This is a genomic window from Methylobacillus rhizosphaerae, assembly GCF_900187985.1.
Lineage (GTDB): Bacteria > Pseudomonadota > Gammaproteobacteria > Burkholderiales > Methylophilaceae > Methylobacillus > Methylobacillus rhizosphaerae.
This window is the reverse complement of the sequence record NZ_FZOA01000003.1, coordinates 21911-41576: the sequence shown is the minus strand read 5'-3', so window position 1 is coordinate 41576 and position 19666 is coordinate 21911. Positions and strand designations below refer to the sequence as shown.

Below are 19666 nucleotides of genomic sequence, written 5' to 3'. Positions count from 1 at the left end.
GATAGCCCTGCTCAGGAATTCGATTATCTTCCGCGCCTCGTTCAGTTTGTCGCCTGAATCTATCCAACCATACTTAGCATTCAGCGTATCAGCGGGGATGTCTTGGTGAGGGGCAGACTCAGTGAGAGCGCCCGGGCATTCAGGGGTAGAATCTACAGCAGCCATGGTGAAACCTCCTACATAGGTTTGATTGTGGTTAGGGGCTGCTGGTGCTCGAATCACCAGCAGCCCCGTTTTTCATACGTGAATCCGCACGTATCACGGTAATGCCCTTTTCAAATCGCTGGTGGATATGCCAGCAGATATAACAGGCGCGTTGTAAATCAGTCGGACTGCATTGAACGGCTTTGAACAATGTTGCCCCGACTGCCCCGAGTATGCCCCGGAAATTCGGGGCGTCTGAAACCCAGTAATGACGCGGTGCCCCGAGCGCCCCGACTTGCCCCGACTCAAAAAATCAATAAGGAGAAGAAATTACCTGTAAAGATGTTGAGAAAGGGTGACAAATTGTCACCGTTATTAAATGACTCTCTCCACCTAGCATCATCATGCTGCCCCCTTAAAATTGATCACTTTTGCACCCGCTTTCAACTCATCCAAATAATCTGCCCATGCCTGCATCATCTCTTTGCGCTGCTCAATAAACTTGGTGCGGTTATAGGCACTGCCCAAAGCATCTGGCACCTTATGCGCTAGCTGGTGCTCGATAATATGCGGGTCGATATTTAACCGTTCATGCAATAGGGTACGAGCCATTGCACGGAAGCCATGGCCGGTGATCTGTGTCTTGGTGTCGTAACCCATACGTTTCAATGCGGCATTGATAGCTGCTTCACTCATTGGCTTCTTGGGATCATGGCCACCCATAAACACAAACTCACCATGGCCAGATACTGGGTGCAGGTCTTTGAGTAAAGCAATTGCCTGGCTAGAGAGTGGCACCAGGTGATCAGTCTTAGTCTTGCTCACCCGGTAACGCCATTCACCGGCCTCTAAATCAATATCTGCCCATTTGGCTGTACGTAGCTCACCAGGACGCACGAAAAACAACGGGGCAAGGCGTAAGGCTGTTTGAACTGTAAACGTGCCTGTAAAGCCATCAATGGCCCTTAACAATTCTGCTACTTGCTTCGGCTCAACAAAGCTAGCCATATGGGTGACAGTGGGAGAGGGGAGAGCGCCTTTTAGGTCTGCTGTAACATCCCGATCAGCCCGGCCAGTTTGCACGGCATAGCGGAATACTTGTCCCGCAGATTGCAAGGTGCGGTGTGCTGTCTCTAACTTGTTCTGATTTTGAATGCGCCTGATACAGTCCAGAATTTCAGGGGCTGTTATATCGGCAATAGGTTTGCTACCTATCCAGGGGAATAGATATACCTCAAGTCTGCGTAAGGTTCTTTGCTGGTGGCTTTCGGATTTGTCAGCCATGTGCAATGTAGTCCACTCTCTGGAAAGCACCTCAAAGCTGTTAGCGGCATTGGACTGCTTACTTTGCTTGACTGCCTTGCGATTCTCACCAGGGTCAATATCTTGTGCAAGCAGCTTTCGGGTTTCATCCCTACGTTCACGCGCCTGGGCTAATGACACATCAGGATAAGTGCCAAGGGATAGCAGCTTCTCTTTGCCTTGGTAACGATACTTGAAGCGCCACCACTTACCCCCAGTTGGGGTAACTTGAATGAATAGCCCGGCTTCGTCATAGAGCTTGTATGCCTTATCACGAGGGCTAGCCTTGCGTATTGCTACGTCATTCAAAGCCATTTTGGGGTAACTCCATATTGGGATAAGTGTGTTACCCCTAAAGTTACCCCAATAAATCGCTGGATGTCAACGGACGGGATTGAACGGTATTAAACAAAAAACCCCGGAATCACTAGGATTTGCCGGGGTTTGGTGTACTGCTCTGCATTGCGTTGAACAGGTATTTGGTGGAGCCGGGGGGAATCGAACCCCCGTCCGCAAGCCCTCCACAGACAGTTCTACATACTTAGCTGTGTTGTTTGATTTAACCTGATGCCCACCAACGAGCAAGCAAACAGCAGGCGAGTTACCTTGGATTTAATGTTGTATTAAGTAACCCAATACAACACGATCCTCTCTAAATGACGCTGCTGCGGGTTACCCCGCCCGGCCGAGAGGCCTTCCGGTGCAGCGTCCAGCCGGGATTAAGCGGCTAGAGCGTAAGTTTCGTCGTTTGCGACTATACTTGTTCTAGTTTATTTACGAGGTGACTAGGCCTCGGTATGCCCTGCGCTGCTTTGCAACCCACGTCGAAACCTGGTCGGCCCCTGATGGTTTGAAGCTACTGCTATGACTGGATTTTGTAATGAAAGTTCTTTGAGCCAGCCAAGAGGCCAATTATAACCGCTCTTTTGGTTTTTCGCCTTGATTTGTCATGCATGGGCCGCTATGTCGTAAACGTAGTTGTGTGAATTTTCAAAGGAAGCAATGAGTTATCAAGCTCATTGTTTAGTGTCATTTCAACTGCTAAGGGTGTGTTAGGCATGTCGCATGGTGTTTTCCGCTCTAGCATTGGGTATAACTCCCCGGTTAATAACGGGAGGTTTTGACATTGTGTGCTGGGTGATCCGCCTCTAGACTGGCATTAGCCTGTCTAGTAGGGCAGGTGTCGATAACGATGAGATAGAAGACGAGGAGTGGTCATGGCAGTGCAGCATTTGAACAAGGGTAATTTCAAGCAGGCTATTGAAGGCAATGCGTTTGTGATTGTGGATTTCTGGGCTCCCTGGTGTGAGCCATGCATGTCGTTTTCTCCCACATTTGAGGCAGCTTCGGATGTGCATTCCGAGATTGTGTTTGCCATGGTGAATATTGATGAGTCGCCCGAGATTGCGCAGTATTTCAATGTAAAACAGATTCCAGCCGTGATGCCGATCCGCAATCAGGTCGTGGTGGATGCGCAGGTGGGGGATATGACTGCCCGTGAGCTGGATGAAGCGATTGCAGCCTGGGGCGAGTTTGATGTGACGGAGATTGACCGCTATTTCAAGGAGAAGCAGGCGGTTTAGATCTTTGCATGATATGGAAAACGCCGGGTATGTCCCGGCGTTTTTTTATGGTTGTGCCTTGAGTTGTTTGAGGTCGTCGATGATCTCCTGCGAGTGGCGGGAGGTATCCACGCTAAGGTATGTCTTGGCGATATTGCCTTTGGGGTCGATCAGGAATGTGTAGCGCTTGGCAATTTTGATGAGGCCCAGATTGGTCAAGGCGCCATAACGATCAGCCACTTTGCCGTCCGCATCGGCAAGCAGGGGGAAGGGGAGGCTGTATTTCTCGGCGAACTTGGCGTGGGAGTCTGAGTCATCCACGCTGATACCGACTACTTTTGCACCGAGTTTTTCAAGCTGGTGCAAGTCATCGCGAAAGCTGCAGGCTTCCTTGGTGCAGCCGGGGGTGTCATCCTTGGGATAAAAATACAGCACCAGCCACTGGTCAGCATAGTCGCTGAGGCGGTGCTGCTCCTTTTTGGCATCAGGTAATATGAAGTCAGGGGCCGGAGTGCCCGGTTTTGGTACAGGCGCTGCATATGCGGAACGAAATACAGCCAGCGCTACCAACCCTAATATGGCAATGAGTGAAAGAATTTTCAGCATGGTTTCTCCTGGTGGGTGCGTTCACTTCCTGCATATCATGAGATGCAAGTATTTGAAATTTCAGGTTATCAGTATAGCGTATCCCGCTATGCATGGCGGGGCAGGAATAAAGGATTTGAGCGGCCGGGCAAAAAAGTTGTAGTGGCCTATTCCCAAATACGGAAAATCCTGTAGAATGCGCGCTCTCAGTAAGGCACGGGTGATTAGCTCAGTTGGTAGAGCGTCGCCCTTACAAGGCGAATGTCGGCGGTTCGACCCCGTCATCACCCACCACCGTCCTTGTTGAGACAAGTCGTCAGGCATGACAACCTGATGCAGAGTTATGGAGCGGTAGTTCAGTTGGTTAGAATACCGGCCTGTCACGCCGGGGGTCGCGGGTTCGAGCCCCGTCCGCTCCGCCAGAAAAAGCGAACTTCAGGGTTCGCTTTTTTATTCTTGAGAAAGTTGCAAGAGTAAAAAGTGCATGTAAAATGCACACGCTTCACAAGGCACGGGTGATTAGCTCAGTTGGTAGAGCGTCGCCCTTACAAGGCGAATGTCGGCGGTTCGACCCCGTCATCACCCACCACCGTCCTTGTTGAGACAAGTCGTCAGGCATGACAACCTGATGCAGAGTTATGGAGCGGTAGTTCAGTTGGTTAGAATACCGGCCTGTCACGCCGGGGGTCGCGGGTTCGAGCCCCGTCCGCTCCGCCAGAAAAAGCGAATCTTCGGATTCGCTTTTTTATTTGGCCTATGCGTCATTTGACTGATATCCGCGTTTGAATGCTTGCGGCAAGATATAGATAGACAATCGCAGGCCCTGCATATGCATTCATCCATTTTCTTATTCATATTCTTGCTGTTGCCAGGCATTGCCGTGGCTACGGAATGGGAACCCTTGATCGAGAGTCAGGCTACCAGTTTATCTATAGACTCGGATTCCTATGCTGAGAATGGCATTTACTCTTCCATGCTGGCGAAACTGGAAACTGAAGGCGTACCGCGCACAATCAAGCACATGAGGCTGGAGTTTGATTGCAGGAAGCAGTTGTATCGCACACTGGAAACAACATTTTTTGATGCGCAAGGCAAGCTGTTACGCCAATCCTCCAACCGCACTGCACTGCAGCCCGTGCAGCTGGATGAGCATGCCAACGTGATGGCTGACCTGGTATGTCAGGTGCGACGCATGGTCAATCCATTGCCCTGATTGCGGTAAAACCGTGGCACCAGGAAGTTTAAAATCAAGCAGGTTTTTCCTGTGAATTTGACTGTAACAGCACAACATGCTCGACATGAGACGGGTTAATGCACTACACTAGAAAGGCTGTAGCGGATTGCTTACCTTTTCTACAGCAAGTTCTGAGATGTGTTGCGGTTTCCTCACTACTCCCGCCACTAACGCCACTTCTAAAAATTGACAGTGGTCAAACTTTCCTTATGGCAAGCCTCACACCGGACAGATGTTTTGTCCTGCGATGACTTCCCTCTCTGGCAAGATGAGTGGAATCAGTCATCTCTATTGCGTAGCCTAGGCTACTTTGAGTATTTAACATGAATTTATCAGGAACCCAACCGTTTACGGTCGGGCGTTATCTTATTACCCCTATTTCGCGAGCAGCTGAGAGCGGACGCTATATCTCGTCCATATCCATCAGTAGCGGAAAGGGCACGGCTAGTCATTGTCGTATTTTTAGCTTCAGTCGTGAGTTCAAGACGCGAGAGAAAGCGTTGTTGCATGCTGCAGAGCAGGGTCAGCGTTGGCTGGCAAATCCCCTGGCATTTGCATAACGAATATTGAATGAATAAATTAAGGAGGCCTTGTGGCTAAAGAAGAGTTGATAGAAATGCAAGGGAAGGTAGACGAAGTTCTACCTGATTCACGTTTCCGGGTGACGTTGGAAAATGGACACATGTTAATTGCCTATACCGGTGGAAAAATGCGCAAGCATCATATTCGTATCCTGGCAGGTGACAAAGTGACTGTAGAGCTTTCTCCATACGATCTGGGCAAGGGACGTGTTATTTTCAGGCATATCGAATCCAACGGTCCTAGGCCGGCTAGACAGGGCAAGTCATTTTCCAGGTAAGTGCATAACTGATGACAATTACTTGTCGGTAAGGCATATAAAAAATTCGTAAAAAATCAATTATTAGTTGACATGCGGGAAATAAAAACGTAAAAACTCAACTAAGGCGTTTGAACTTTGATTTTTTACAGAATTTGAAATACAAACTTTTGGGCCGCCTCCCCACAAATGAATGAATGGAATGCGTTATGGCAACAGGTACAGTAAAATGGTTTAACGATAGCAAGGGTTTTGGTTTCATTACTCCTGATGAAGGCGGTAGCGATTTGTTCGCCCACTTCTCTGCGATTGTTAATGAAGGTGGTTACAAGAGCCTGGCTGAAAACCAACGCGTCAGCTTTGACGTGACTGATGGACCTAAAGGCAAGCAAGCTAGCAATATCAAGCCTGAGTAATATCTCTGATTAGCGATTAACATTGAATGCTGGTGCATTTCAATGTTAGCTGATTGAAAGCCCGGCATAGCCGGGCTTTTTTACGTATATCTTAAGGAGATATCTATGACCGAGTCATGGATATCCTGACCCGGTGCGAAGTCTAGGTATTATCCTTGACTGTCTGTGTTGAGCCATTGGTTTTCACGGATTCAATACCTTTATCGCGGCTCTCAACTGAACTGTAGAGCTGACTGGTACCGATCACTTGTCCGTTAGCTGCTTTAAGATTGAAGTAAGGTTTGTCATTAGACGCGGTCAGTCTTTCATACCGGGCATCATTGGGACTGTTTGTTCTAACAGACTCAATGCCATTTTCAGCCGACGGCTTTGCTACGTACTGCTCACTCGTCAGAATGATTTCACTATTGCCAGCCTTGAGAACAAAGCTGTATTGACCATTCTTTTCACTTTTGTTGATTTCGAACCATCCAGCCATTCTATCCTCCTGAAGTAACACACAAGATTTTAAATACGACTTTTACTCAAGCTCAATCGCAGCTTGTGAAACATAGTATATATAAAAAACAAGTATAGGACTTGCGGAAGTAAAGATGTGGAGAATTGTTGAGATATGAGTCGCAATGAGCGTCATTGAATAGTCATGAACAAAAACCCGGAATCACTAGGATTTACCGGGGTTTGTTGGACGGTGTTGAACTGCTTTGAATTCTAGGATGGTGTCCCCGTCAGACACCATTGACACCGTATTTGATGGGTTTTGAGGATGTGTGGGTAATTATTGGGGAATGGATCAGTTGTGATCCTTTTCAAGGAATCGAACATATTTCCATATTGCTTCCTGGCATGCAGTAAGTTGCTCAACTATTTTATCTGCTCTGGCGGCTTCACTGTAAAGAAATTCAGAAGCCTCTCCCGAAAGTTCGCATCCTGCTGTTGCATTAAGTCCGCCGGTGGCGCCGAGGGCTGCGGCGGTGATACCTCCAACACTGCCGGTTGCCTGGTAGGGGTCGCGCAACTTGATAGTGCCATTGCGCACACCAGCGATAAAGCGAGTCTTGTCTTTTTCAACATTGGTGATTTTCTCCTGGTAATAGCCGGAAACCTTGGTGAGTGCTGTAGCAAGATCGCGTTCAAGTTGCCGGTATTCTTCGGACTTGGCCAATCCGTAGATGAGTTGTTGGGTTACAGTTTCTGCATGTTCGGTTTCGATAGATTTGATCTGCGATGTGTACCGCCAGTCTTGCACTGTCCATGCTGCGATCGCTGAAAGTACAGCAGATAATCCGGCTGCGATGGCGTAGCCTTTCCATCCGACTATTGCGCTGATAGACATTTGGCATGCCTTTCAAGTTGGCGTGTCCAGACTCCAGGACAGCGCTTGTTGCCTGGCGTCGAACAGTCATACCCTCCGCTGTACTTATACAACAGCAAAGAGTCACAGGATGCGCGGTACTGACCAGCAAGCAGATTGCGCCTCATGCTGGATTTACTCCAGGCACCTGTGCCGTACTGATAGACCCAGTCCATGTACAGGTCATACTCTGCCTGGGACAACGCAACACCCGGCAAGCTGGCGCGAAAGATGGTTTCCTCTTTGCTGATATGAGTCTGGGCTTTGATCAGTGCGCGCACTGGTGTGGTGGTGTCTCCTGACTTAACTGCGCTCCCATCCTCATGGTACGTACTGCCAAAACCTAGAGTAGGGCGGTCATTGACCGTTGGGATAATGGCCTTGTCTGTATACCCTTCACTTACCACCAGGCCGATAAATGCACTGGCGGAAAGAGTGAGGGCGGCAACGAGAATGCGCGGACTAGCCATTGCGGAGACTCTGTACCTTCTTCCACACCCATTCGCATATCAAGATCAAGGAGTAGACGGCGGCGAGGAAAGCAGCGAAGTCAGCCCAAGAGGTAATCCCGACTGCTGCCCAGACGGAGATTACCTTGATTACTGGGTGGGATATTTCAGTGTTGTCCATGGGTTACCTTAAGGTAAGGTCACACCGCGATCGGCCATGATCTGCGCTGAAATATTCATTAACCCTATAGCATCACTATCGCTTAGATATTCAGAGTAAGCCGCAAAAAGCCCAACGGTTCCTGTTGTGCCCGTCTTAACTCCAGCCGCAACAGATGCATCAAGCGCATTAACATATATGGGCACCGCCACATTTTTTGCACGATTCGTCAAAGCCGCCTGCGTTACCGTGCCTGAGCGAGTAATAGTTGAGACTTCTGAGTTTTTTATACGAAGCACCCGACTTGTCCATGCGCCGATGAGCTGAGATGTTATGGTAACCGCCTGATTAGGTGATGCGAGGCCAGTTGCAACAGCAAGCGTTCCTGAATCGCTGGTAGTAGAAATATTTCTAAAACCTAGGAAGGGAGCAGTCGCAGGCGTCATATTTGATACAACCGAGAACGCAACGCCAGCACGCTGAACGAGATTGCAACAGATAAGAATCGAAATTTCATCTTGTTCTATCACGTTCGTATTAATCACTCGATCTACAGTATCGAGTACTGCGCCCTCTGCGCTGAACGTTCCACTGAAGCCAAGAGTGGTATTGCCCGACTTGTCTTTATTTGAAAGCATGTCGTACACGGCCAGGGCAGATGGACGCACAAGCTGCATAGCAGGATCAACAAGCGGCAGGTCGCTGTTGTTGATGACTGTGTCTAGAATAAGACGCATGGTTAAATCTCCGTTAATTTTATGAGTGATATCTGTGCAAGTGAGCAAGCAGCACTTGCAGCTTTAGTCTTGACAGTTAATTGAGTAATGCCATCTGGAACCACGAACTCGTAGCTGAAATACCCTAAATCGGATATGTTCGTTTTCCAATTTCGGATACCAGCAAGATTTGTAGTTGACGACGAGTCACCAGCCACGACGTAACAATCAAACTGACTGGCCGTCTTCGCAAAAAAACCTAGCTGCATGCGTTGACCTGTAGTTGCAGCAACAGTTAGATACGATTCCTGATCTGAAAATGTCCAGACATTACCCTTCACCTCTGCATCAGTTTCAATGACTGATGTTCCCTCCGTGGAAATAGTCCAATCCGTAGGGTTGATACCATCGTTTGTCAAAAACAGGGCGTTTTGAATCAAATTCTGAGATAGCCCGGCTGCGATCTGTTCATCTGCTCGCGCAGTCCAAGTAGTCGCTGTCCAGTCTTCCAAGCCTGCTATGAGAGCATCACCCATAGCACTGGCACCGGTGCCATTCGGATGCGATACATCCTGGTTATAGCCGCTGATCCAGTCACCAGTCAGAGGATCTACTGTATATCGATGCAAGTCTACAAAAGGCAGAGCGTATTGCTTGGCATAAGCGCGTAGCCACGCATTCAGTCGATGCTCTGCTATACGTCGAGTGTTATTAGATGAGTTGCCATGAGCACTCATTGTGCAAACCACCGGAATGATTCCGGCTCTACGAAGTTGCAGAAAGATGCTCTTGAATGCAGGGATCGTCACTGTGTCAATATCAAGACCTTGAACAATGTCGTTACGTCCGCACATGACAACACAGAAGGTGGGTTTTGCTACAATGGCATTTGGCAAATGTACATTTTTAACCTGTGTGACTGTGTACCCACCAGTGGCTGAAATGCCTGTGAGCCGGAGCCTGCCTTTGGTTTTCATGGAGGCCCATGCATGCCAAGACTGGTCATTAAGACAAGGGGAATAACTAGTGCCAGAAGCATTGGCGCCAGACCAGGCCACGCCGTAAGCAGTGATACTGTCGCCGATGGCAAAAAAATCACCCGACAAGGGTCCCCGGTGATTGTGTAGCGGAAAACCGAGGTATAGCTTCTCCCCAGTTCCTGGCAGTGTTGCCCACAGCACACGACCGTTTCGATCCATTTCCAAATGCGGATAAGGGTCGCTCGACTCAGAGCCAACAATTCGATCAAGGCCATTAAGCACGATATTTGGAGACTCCACTCTTACCGTTTCTGCTCCTCCTGGCATAGTAGTGACTCCAACATCAGTTATATAAAATGGTGTTTTCCCCGCGGCATCAACAATTTCATACGGGTGGACAGACTCAGTTTGAGAATTGATTCCTTCGGTTCTGCTGTCAACGCCATTGACGCGTACAGTTAAATCATCGACTTCCGCTCTCGTGGCGGTCTGCCATTCAGAGCGCGTCCAGTCCCCAACCCCCGTTCCAGTAGCGACCCACACACCATTAACTGGGTTTTCTGGTGAGTCATTCGGGTCATTGGTGACAACAACACGCTCTCCGATTTCCACAGGAGTTGCCGCCATCATCGTGGCTTCATCTATAAAAGACCGACCGGAAGTTGCTTCCGCCCGGCTAGCTGCATCCTCGGCTTGTGCAGCGGCATCCTCAGCGCGTATCGCATCCAGAAGCGCATTAGCCTCTGAAATCGCTGCCTGCAGCGCAGAGTTCTCCGCAGCTCCCGCACTATTACTGGCCGCTTCAATTGCAGCTTGCAGTTGTGCCATTAATGCATCTGGGGTTGCATCTTCATCCGATGATATCGGTACCTTGATCGCGCGGCTTAAACCTTCGGCAAGCTGCTGAATCAGGATGGTGAGTCGATCAAGAGAGGCGTTCACCACTTGCGGATAAAATCCACCTTGATTGGTGATGTCCGTTGGCTGGAGGTTTGGCAGTTTGCTTGTGATTGTCAGCAGAAAATCATCATCCAGAACCGATGTCAGGATGATAGTTCCACCGGGCGAGACATTTTGGTTAGCGTTGAGAGTGACTGAATAGTCTGACCCATCGCCAGCAAGCGTACTTTCTACCCCCTCGGGAGTAGTGCGGATAACCAGCAAGTCAGATGCAGAGAATACTTTGAACGCAAATGGGAACTCGGTGGATATCCCATCCCCGTCATAGGGGCCAGCTTTTCTGTTCTCGCTTGATATTGTCACGTTGATACTCCAGGAAGATGCCTGTGTAGGCTATCTCCTGGGGGGTGAGATACGCGCACCGCTTATTGTCGGTATCCGAATAGAAGTGCTCTTGTGCTATCTGTTTCCCCCTCTTGCAGTGCAATGGCTCCTGTAATAGACCTATTTACCTGTGCGGCAGGTAGTCCCGCCAGGGAGCCAACAACATTAACCAGCGCTTTCCTAAAGGCGTCATCAAATTCACCTTGGCTGGCTTGTTGAGCAAGTTTCAGTGAGTCACTGATTACCCTGAGGCCTGCAGGGCCCTGATAGTTTCTTGCCCCTTCAGCGCCGGTGATGATTTTGGATACTTCACTGAACTCTCTGGCAATAACCATCATTCCCATTAAGTAACTGATTTGTTCAGCGGCAAGGGATCGGGCAATTTTTTCCATATCCCAATCATCGTCACCGCCTGGTGTTAGGGCTTCTTTCATTGCGAATCCAAGTGCCGATGGAATGACATAGAGCAACAGGTAATCAGCAGCCAGCCTTGCACGCTTGGCAGGAGTGTTGGCTGTCATAGTCTTGGCAATACCAAGATTAAATGCTGTATTCATGAATGAATAGAAAACAGTAAATAACCTCGCCATAGGGCCGCCACGTTCTATCGCTGCAAGGTCTTTAGTTTGACCGCCCCCTTGAGAGTCAATCACTGCCTGATCTGCAAGTTGAATTGCTCTGGTTTCTACATTGCCATCCGCAATAGCTTTCTCGTAAGCTCCCCACCAAGTGGGGACATCTACAGCCATCTGAAAACGCATCATCAGAAAATAGGCATAACGGCCCACGTATTCATTGAATATAGTTTGCCCTTGAACCCGATTGCGCAACTCGTTCAGCTCGCGGAATCTTGTGCGTGAACGGTTTGCCATAAAATCTGACATATCGTTTACCTGGCGGGAGAGGACGACAGGATTTGCAATATATTTTGCAATACCGCGCCCCATCCATGCGGGGCCAATACGCACGATAGATTGAGTTAAACCTAGTACCTGCATGGCTGCTGAAACGATGTTAAATCCAAGACCAGAAACGCTCACACCTTGGCGCAATCTTGATGCTGCTGCTTCTACAGCGTTAGCCGCACCTCTTTCACCTTCAGCGATGTCCTGCACCCAGGTCTTGAATTGTTGCTTGGCCTCAGGTCCATATGAGTTGCGCATCGCAGTATCGATGGAATGTGAGCGCAATAAACGGTTGGCATCAATCAACCATTCGTGCCATGCCAGATCATGGATGACATCGTTCACCCCTGAATACACCCCATCAATCGTATACAACAGCGGACGGCCCTGTACTTCATCAACACGTGATTTTGTGAAGCTGCGACGAGTTGTAGCTGTTGTGAAAGCTCCTTGCAACTGACGTTTTGCGGTTTCTGCATCTGCGTTTTCTTCGGCTCGTTGACTGGCCATTGGGTCATATTTGATAGGGTAATATCCACCCTTTATGTGGATTGTCTTGCCATCTGCAGTGGTGATATTAAAAGGTCGTGGCTCCACCCAGTCTGGTTCTTTACCGTAAATCCTTCTTTCTTTGGCTGCGATTTGAGGTCTGTATGATTCGATGTAATCCCATATTGACTGCACTGCCTTCCAGTCACTTTCGGTCAAGGATTGTAAAATTGGTGCCACCTGGTCGATTGTCCAGCCTTCACCGCCAAGCAGACGTTGTGTGTTTCCCTCATTTCCCATGTTCAATGCAATGGCAAACACCGACTCTTTGGTCAATCCGCGATCAATGGTTGTGTAGTGAGCCTTGCGCCTCATGGAACCAGCCTTGAGAACGGGGGCCATAATTTCAGTCAGCCGCTCAGTGGCTTCCGCCCGCATGGTGGTTTCCATGTCCCCGCGCTCATTCGCTGAGCGGATGAAGTATTCCCACACAGGACCACCATCTCTGCCACCGTCCATCACATATGCCCAGGTTGCGGCTTTGATATGTGCTGCCCAGAATCGCTTTAGGCTCTGAATAATGCGTCCAGCATTGGTGGTGGCACTTCTGGTATCGGCTTTTTTGCCCGTAGCATTGGCAGATATGCCGGCGGCAATCTCATCACGTACTGCTTCATATGCACGGTTATCTGCTGCTGTGAGCAACTTATGCTTGAGCCTGCCCAGGTGTTCAATCTGTTTGACGCTATCAACAAGGCCTCGGAATTCTTCAAGCGTCATGTTCTTGTATGACGTTCTGAATGCTTCGTTGATCAACTCTTGTGGTATATCCGGCTCTATTCCGGCTTCGCGCTGAGAGTTGATCCACTCAGCCAGGCTGACCCTGCGATCAACTGAGCGGTTGCTTTGACCTCGACGTAAATCGAAACGCTCAAGTAATGCATCAATCTGGTCAGCATAATCAGCGTCAAGGCTCTTGATATTGCCGTTGAAATTGTTCAAATAGCGCAAGCCTTTATCAACCTCTTCCTGGGCGTTGTACGCTGCTTTTGCGGCATAGTTCTGGATCAGTTGGTTACGTTTTTCTGTAGCAGCCGTAGCAACGTCACCAGACCTCAACGCACGTTCAGCATTGCGAGCGGCCCTGGTTTCTGCGTTGGTGTATTGACCTGGCTTGATGTTGCGTATCTTAAGCCTGGCAATCATGTCCTGGGCCAGCTGTCGTGCAGCTGATGCGAGCACCTTTCTTGATCCTGATGCCTTGGCTAACGTATTGGCTTCTGTGGTCAAGTATCTCGCGCGTACTTCATTATGGATGGCTGCATCTGCTGCGCGCGCAATGGATTCCGGGTCGGATAATTCCCCATGCTGCTGCAACATTCTGGCATTGGTTTCTGTATTTACGGCTTCGTTAAAGGCAGGCGTCTCCAACAACTCGCGCACCAGTTGGTCACCCGAAGTAAAGCCGAACAGGTCTGCAACGATATCTGGATGCAGGCCATCATTTGCCAGCATGCCATATGAGCCATAGCCCAAAGATTTCCACTCAAGTGGTACCAGGTCGTTTTCCGGGTACATGTCACGCAGGGCGGGGATTGAGAGTTTATTGCCGCCTGGGACTTTGACCGATTCCCCATCCTGGCCCACCATCTCACCATATTTCAGCCACCGCATGGCGCGGAATATCGGCATGGCTTCCAGTTCTTCCTGCACTTCCTTCCTAATGCCTTTTCGCACAGATGCGGCCTGCCGGTTAAGGCGCTTGATGGTTCTATCCTTGAGCGCATTTGTCCAGGACATATCACGTATGCTCTTGGCTTGCAGCTCCTGAATAGCCTGGTTGGTAGCGTCAACTCCGAGCAGCTGATAGTTGGAATATTCCTCAGGTGACATTCCAGACTCTTCCTGATTGGCAAACAATGGCATCATGCTTCGGCCTTGCTCAGCCAATGCAATCTGCTCATTGGTGGCCATCATGCGATCAAATACACTGCGTACCTCTGGCGTCAATTGCACATCCAGAGCTGCAACATTCTTGTAGACGTTGATCATCCATGCGCGGAACCGCTGGAATATGCCTTGCAACTCCAAGTTTGGTGCGCGACCTTCATATAAATAGGCCTCGAATCCACGCGCGAATTTCTCATGGCTTGGCCTTTGTTCTTCGATTGACATACTGTTCCAGGTGGCGATGTTGCTGACATCAAACCACTTGAGTAAAGTCTCGGCATCATCCAGGGCAGATTGCTCACCAGTAGTGAGCGTTTCTCCTGCAGCCTGTTTTCCTTGAAGCTGGGCAGCAATATCGAACTTTGCTTCCAGGAAGAAGTGGCCAGACTCATGCAGGAAAGTGGACAGGTCGGCATTCTTGAGCAGGGCAATGGTATTGGTGGCTGGACTGAAGGCACCGCGCGGGCCTTGATAAAATTCATTGCCAAGCTTCTTGACAAGATTATCTCGTGTGATTATATTTCTCGCATTACGGGGATCACGTTGCATGGCAATTAGCGCCGGAGACGCCCCGTTTGAAACCCTCGCTTTGTCGAGGGTTTCTTTATTTCTAGCGTATATTTTTCCTTTTTGCGATAACCCCGCAGCTATCCAATTCGCTACCCGTTGCTCGGCGGTTTGTGTTGGTGCGTTGTCAATAGGTGTGATAGTTCTAATGCGCCCGTCACGCACGCCTACTGCAATACTAGATCCGCTATCCGTTTTTTCATCTAATATTACAGTTAATCCACCCTCTCTGTGCGGCAGCACAAACACCGGATCAGCCAGTAAAGTTGGCAGATTCTCAAACACGGAGAGGGGAACGTCAGGATGTTTTTCACGGATGGCCAGCAAGTACCGTGTTGGAATATCCAGTTTGGAACTCCCAATCCCCATTTCCTGCAGCACAGCAGGTGTATCCATCCTCGGGGCATAGTCTAGGTTGTTCGCCTGCACACGACCTAGTGCGGCCTTCCATTTCTGCATGGCTTGCTGAGTAGGGGAGATGGGTGATTGATGCAGAATATTAGGGTCGTTAGGGTCGAACGTGCCCCGGTTTCCGGTAGCGGATTTGATTTGGTTGGGTTTGAATGCTATGTAAGTTTTTGTACTCCTACCCATAGACCCGGCATCGTTCTCCACAATCAGACCATCATATGGTTGCGAAGAAAACCACTGGTTAACCATATCCTTCTGTTCCGTAGCGACAGCCCTAATTTCTGCCTCCCATTGAGCAATGGCTTCATCAAACTCTTGTTGGCTTTCCTCTGTTTCTGTTGCCCAGTCTGTCCTGGGGTCATCTTTCCATTTTGTATTAATTTCTTTTTCTTTTTCTACCAGTGCCCCATATCCTTCTATTTCTTGAGAATACAGTCTAGTTAGCGCTTCTCGATTAGCGATAGTTAGAGGATTGCGCAGTGCGAGATAGACCGGCATTTGTACCTGTCCAGAATTCGATACTCCTATGCTGCGCGGGGTTGGCTTGAAAAATGCCCCGGTTGGCATTTCACCATCCCCGGCTGATCGGATACCGTCCTCTATGCGAAACTCACTAAAGTCAGCATCCGTCTCGTGATACACCACCAGCGGCTTGCCATCTGCATCCACCACCTTACTGTCGCCGAACCATTCGCGGAATGCTGGGGCGTCTTGAGATTGCTCAAACTGAGGCCCCGCAACATTCTCAGCCACAATGTTCAGCTTGTATTGGCTGTACATTTCTTCAGGGGTAATGCCCATCCTTGCAGCTTCAACGGCATACCAGTTTGATACCATGGATGCATAGGCATCGTTTACCTGCGGTGTGAACCTGGCTGCGCTATCAAGCTGAGCTTTGAGGTCAGCTTTAACTGTTTCCGTGGATGCCCGAAAAATATCGGTATTGCTTTCCTCGTTGATCGCTGCCTGCATTTCCTCTTGCAAGGCAGGCAAACCGTTTTGTAAAAATTCCTGCGCCTCAGCGCGACTGAAACCTTCAGGCTGCGTCTTGAGATCGTCAAGCAATAGTGCAGAAAATTCAGATGGGGCAATCCTTGCTGTGTACTCTTCAACCGGGATGGCTATTTGTCCGCCTGTCTGTACGGCTTCATCCAATTGCGCTGCAACGGCAGGGGAGATTGCTGCAACTTGATCCGCAATGCCGGACTGCATCAGGGTATTGGCATCGATGAATATTTGCTGAACCGGGCCATCTTCTGCAGCCTGGGCAATAAACTGCTCGAATGTTTCAGTGTCACGCGCCAGAACTTTGCTAGATGCTGCCAGATCATTCAGGCCCTCAATAAGCTGTGCGCCTTGTTCTGCCTGGATGGCTTGCGCTTGTCTGAGGCGCAATTGTTTTCCGCTTGTGACAGCAACATCCATGACTGCTGTTGGAAGTTCGCCGATTGCTTCGGCAAGCACTGAACTGGCGCTGATATCTTGACCTGATGCAACTGACCCGACTGCCTCACCTGCAGCCCCGCCGGCTGCTTGAATCCCGCCTTGTGCTGCAACATTGCCAACTGCAGATGGCCTGATTCTTACGCCTGCCAGTCCGGCTGTTGCTGCATCAAATGCACCGACCACACCAGCTTTGATTAATGCCTGGTTGCGCAGCTCTGCAAATTCAGGCGTTGCAACAAACTCCTGAACCGCTGCTGGGTCATTCACATCAATACCTGCAAACTGGATGCCTTCCGCAATTGCTGTACCGTATTCGGCATTGGCAGAGGTGGTACCCGTGAGCGCCGCAAGTCCGCGAGCACCTCCAGCCACACCGCCTCCAATGATAAATGGGAGGGAGGGTGTCAGCAGGCCGGTAGACTCCAGCACAATGTTGGTTGCGATAGAGAACGGGCTTGATGCAAGACTTGAAAATGCTTCGCGCCACCCATTGGCCGAGTAGAACTGTGCCAAGCTTCCTGTTGGCACCAAACCCTTTAATTGTTCGCTTCGCTGAGTAAACTCCACAGCATTTTCTGACAAGCGGGATTGTTGCGCCTGCCGTAGCTTTTGAAGGGCTTCTGGATTACTGCCGGCACCGGAAAACAATGAAGCATAGGGATTGTTTTGATCAACGCTGCCTCCACTTTCGACCTGGTCAATCAGCGATAGAATTTGGGCAGACTCATCAATGTTTGATGCATCATTACCTTGCAATCCAGAGGTCAGCCCGCGCTTGAAAGACCTTAATAATGTTTCGATACCCGAAAGATTGGCAGTGTCATCCTGTGCCAATTTTGCAAATTCAGGGTCGGATATCTGCCTGGCAAGAATAGGGGAGGCCGCGAGGATTGCTTGATTCTCACGTATACGTGCACGGCGCTCGAACTCTGGCAAATCTTTCTCTACCGACTCAGGTGCAAGTCCAAAAGTCTGGCTCAACTTCTTGGCCTTGGCTGCATTGTCTGGATTGATTCCGCTGACAACATCCAGCACCAGTCCAGTGCGTTGTTGTCCTGCATCAATGTCCGCGTCCATTAACTGGTCATAGATATCTACTTGCGGAATGGCTTGCTCTGGAGTGGGAGCTTTATTATCGCTATCCATTAATGAATCATATATATCGGTCATTTGGGTTTCCCTGCACGTACCCAGTAATCAGCAATGGCTTGTTCTGTCACTGGCATGTTTCGTTGTTGTAGTTTCCTGATGATGGTGATGCGCTGCTCTGTCGGGATGCTTGATGTATAAATTTCTTCGTTACCAATATTCACGTAGGTTTTGGCTTGATCATTCGGAGTTATTGCAATGACGGCTTTTTGTGGGTCCGATCCCCACTCATCAACAAACACAATGTTCTTTTTCTCCTCTTGCAGCAGGCGCGACAAGTCATCCTGGGTTGCCTTTTTACCAGTAGTTGCCTCATGGATTTTTATCTTGTCCTGCATGCGTTGGGCAAATTCCAGATACTGACTATCTTGTGCCTTGGTTGTTTTAGTCCCGCTCTGTGGCAAGATGCCAAGTTCACGAGCTGTGCGGTTCATTAGGTCTTGTGTGGTATAGACTTGCAGACCTGTGACATCCTTTGACTTGATGCCTCGTATCATCTCGTCTGCCTGACGGATGTCTGAGTCCGAGAAGTATTGACGGTAATCACGCAGCAATGTCACTGGGTCCATCGCTTCCATTTCTGCAGGTGTCTTGTTCACGAATTCAAGCCACTTGGATACATCAGTGCGTTGTGGGGAGCCATTTGCGATATGTTGTCGGATGGTTGCTACATCTCGGCCATCCATTGAGGCGTAAAGAGAAGGGGGGATGCGCCGACCTGCCGCGAGCAATTGCCAGGCTTGGTCTGCCGCATCCTTCTGTGCACGCTCGCGCAGAGTCACACGCTCAGCGTCAATATTTTTGATTCGCGAAACAACATCATCCTCATCTTTCCCGGATAGTTTTTCGCGTGCCAACGCCAAGGCCTTTGATACATCGCCACCGGCTTCAGACAGGAATTGCTCTGTATACGCTTGCCCCCTGGCTTCCCGTTGTCCTTCCTCCAACACCTTCATTGCATTTGATCTGGCTTGCAATGACATAGTGGCGCTGTTCTTGTCGTAGTATTCCTTGGCCAGGTCTACGCGGCCGCTATCAGCCAGGCCGTTAATGACACCGGCATGCAGAGGGGTCAGGGCCTCCATCATTCTGGCTTCCCGGATGTCCTTGTCACCAGCCAGGCCTTGCATATTTAACAATTCATCTACGGATGCGGAGATTGCATTCTGAGATTGAGCGACAGCCTCGGCATCGCCATACAAGAGGGATGCGCGATTCTGTGCGGTTTCGATGCGGGACTGTATCCCTTCAACCTGATAAACCTTTTGTTGCTGCACCATGTGCTTGGACAGCTTTCCGTACAGTTGCTGGCTTACCTGATTGGCTTCCATACGAAAACGTTTTTTCTGGTTGTCCGTTTTCATGTTGGATTCAATTTCGGTAGCACGGTTATTGAGCTGTTCCACAAACTCATCCGGCAAACTCTTTCCATCCGGGCGGTCAAGCGCGTTCTTTCCCTGCAGTTGCAGTGCTGATAACTCAAGATCAGTAGAGGATTTCATGAGGTCATTCATGCCCTCTGTGTTGATCGAGTCATCAACCTCACGCTGCATATCCAAAGCAACCTTGGATAACTCGCCACCGGACTGCATCATCCCGCGAGCCATCTGTTGTGTTTGCTGACCGGCAATGTCCGGCAACTCCGGTGTGGAAATTCTTACTTGCGGCAATATATCTGGCGTTGCCTGGAAACTATCGTAGGTAGGCACTCTTGGCATAAACGAT

General features: G+C 49.5%; 14 protein-coding genes, 4 tRNA genes and 1 other RNA gene. 9 read left to right on the top strand and 10 right to left on the bottom strand.

What is annotated here, in order from left to right; all coding sequences use genetic code 11:
- Nucleotides 1-546: 546 nt before the first annotated feature.
- Together CHB59_RS03935 and ssrA are read right to left on the bottom strand one after the other, a co-directional pair.
- Nucleotides 547-1761, bottom strand: a complete 1215-nt coding sequence (locus tag CHB59_RS03935) for a tyrosine-type recombinase/integrase (RefSeq protein ID WP_089374940.1) — start codon at nt 1759-1761, stop codon at nt 547-549.
- Between the two features lie 165 nt (nt 1762-1926).
- Nucleotides 1927-2289, bottom strand: a transfer-messenger RNA (tmRNA) gene (ssrA, locus tag CHB59_RS03930).
- Between the two features lie 374 nt (nt 2290-2663).
- On the opposite strand from ssrA, the gene CHB59_RS03925 reads away from it, so the two are divergent.
- Nucleotides 2664-3029 (top strand): thioredoxin family protein, encoded by a 366-nt coding sequence (locus CHB59_RS03925; RefSeq protein ID WP_089374939.1) that lies wholly within the window; start codon nt 2664-2666, stop codon nt 3027-3029.
- A gap of 45 nt (nt 3030-3074) precedes the next feature.
- Here CHB59_RS03925 and CHB59_RS03920 read toward each other — a convergent pair whose 3' ends face one another.
- A complete protein-coding gene (locus CHB59_RS03920) occupies nt 3075-3614 on the bottom strand; it encodes a peroxiredoxin (protein ID WP_089374938.1) in 540 nt (179 codons plus the stop codon).
- Nucleotides 3615-3811: 197 nt separating this feature from the next.
- Between CHB59_RS03920 and CHB59_RS03915 the strand changes: the two genes are divergently transcribed.
- The 8 genes from CHB59_RS03915 (at nt 3812) to CHB59_RS03880 (ending at nt 6081) form a co-directional block, all read left to right on the top strand.
- A tRNA-Val gene (locus CHB59_RS03915) sits at nt 3812-3887 on the top strand.
- Nucleotides 3888-3938: 51 nt separating this feature from the next.
- A tRNA-Asp gene (locus CHB59_RS03910) sits at nt 3939-4015 on the top strand.
- A gap of 91 nt (nt 4016-4106) precedes the next feature.
- Nucleotides 4107-4182: transfer RNA gene (locus tag CHB59_RS03905), tRNA-Val, on the top strand.
- Nucleotides 4183-4233: 51 nt separating this feature from the next.
- Nucleotides 4234-4310 (top strand) — tRNA-Asp (locus CHB59_RS03900).
- A 163-nt stretch (nt 4311-4473) separates the two neighbouring features.
- On the top strand, nt 4474-4806 hold the full coding sequence (locus CHB59_RS03895) for a surface-adhesin E family protein (protein WP_143738688.1): 333 nt from the start codon (nt 4474-4476) through the stop codon (nt 4804-4806).
- A 344-nt stretch (nt 4807-5150) separates the two neighbouring features.
- Nucleotides 5151-5387: a hypothetical protein gene (locus tag CHB59_RS03890; protein ID WP_089374936.1), complete on the top strand. Its 237-nt coding sequence runs from the start codon at nt 5151-5153 to the stop codon at nt 5385-5387.
- A 32-nt stretch (nt 5388-5419) separates the two neighbouring features.
- A complete protein-coding gene (gene infA, locus CHB59_RS03885) occupies nt 5420-5686 on the top strand; it encodes a translation initiation factor IF-1 (protein WP_089374935.1) in 267 nt (88 codons plus the stop codon).
- A gap of 188 nt (nt 5687-5874) precedes the next feature.
- Nucleotides 5875-6081 (top strand): cold-shock protein, encoded by a 207-nt coding sequence (locus CHB59_RS03880; RefSeq protein ID WP_089374934.1) that lies wholly within the window; start codon nt 5875-5877, stop codon nt 6079-6081.
- Between the two features lie 142 nt (nt 6082-6223).
- Here CHB59_RS03880 and CHB59_RS03875 read toward each other — a convergent pair whose 3' ends face one another.
- The 7 genes from CHB59_RS03875 to CHB59_RS03845 form a co-directional block, all read right to left on the bottom strand.
- A complete protein-coding gene (locus CHB59_RS03875) occupies nt 6224-6559 on the bottom strand; it encodes a YegP family protein (RefSeq protein ID WP_089374933.1) in 336 nt (111 codons plus the stop codon).
- A gap of 315 nt (nt 6560-6874) precedes the next feature.
- Nucleotides 6875-7417: a lysis system i-spanin subunit Rz gene (locus CHB59_RS03870; protein ID WP_089374932.1), complete on the bottom strand. Its 543-nt coding sequence runs from the start codon at nt 7415-7417 to the stop codon at nt 6875-6877.
- Entirely contained in the window at nt 7399-7905 is a 507-nt protein-coding gene (locus CHB59_RS03865; protein WP_089374931.1) for a lysozyme, read from the bottom strand. Before CHB59_RS03865 ends, CHB59_RS03870 begins: the two co-directional genes overlap by 19 nt.
- Nucleotides 7906-8073: 168 nt before the next feature.
- Nucleotides 8074-8781: a hypothetical protein gene (locus tag CHB59_RS03860; RefSeq protein ID WP_089374930.1), complete on the bottom strand. Its 708-nt coding sequence runs from the start codon at nt 8779-8781 to the stop codon at nt 8074-8076.
- 2 nt (nt 8782-8783) lie between these two features.
- Complete coding sequence (locus tag CHB59_RS03855) at nt 8784-11003, bottom strand: SGNH/GDSL hydrolase family protein (protein WP_089374929.1); 2220 nt, start codon at nt 11001-11003, stop codon at nt 8784-8786.
- A gap of 62 nt (nt 11004-11065) precedes the next feature.
- A complete protein-coding gene (locus CHB59_RS11635) occupies nt 11066-17962 on the bottom strand; it encodes an ADP-ribosyltransferase-containing protein (protein WP_143738687.1) in 6897 nt (2298 codons plus the stop codon).
- Nucleotides 17959-19659 (bottom strand): hypothetical protein, encoded by a 1701-nt coding sequence (locus CHB59_RS03845; protein ID WP_089374928.1) that lies wholly within the window; start codon nt 19657-19659, stop codon nt 17959-17961. The genes CHB59_RS11635 and CHB59_RS03845 overlap by 4 nt, the downstream gene beginning before the upstream one ends.
- Nucleotides 19660-19666 lie beyond the last annotated feature (7 nt).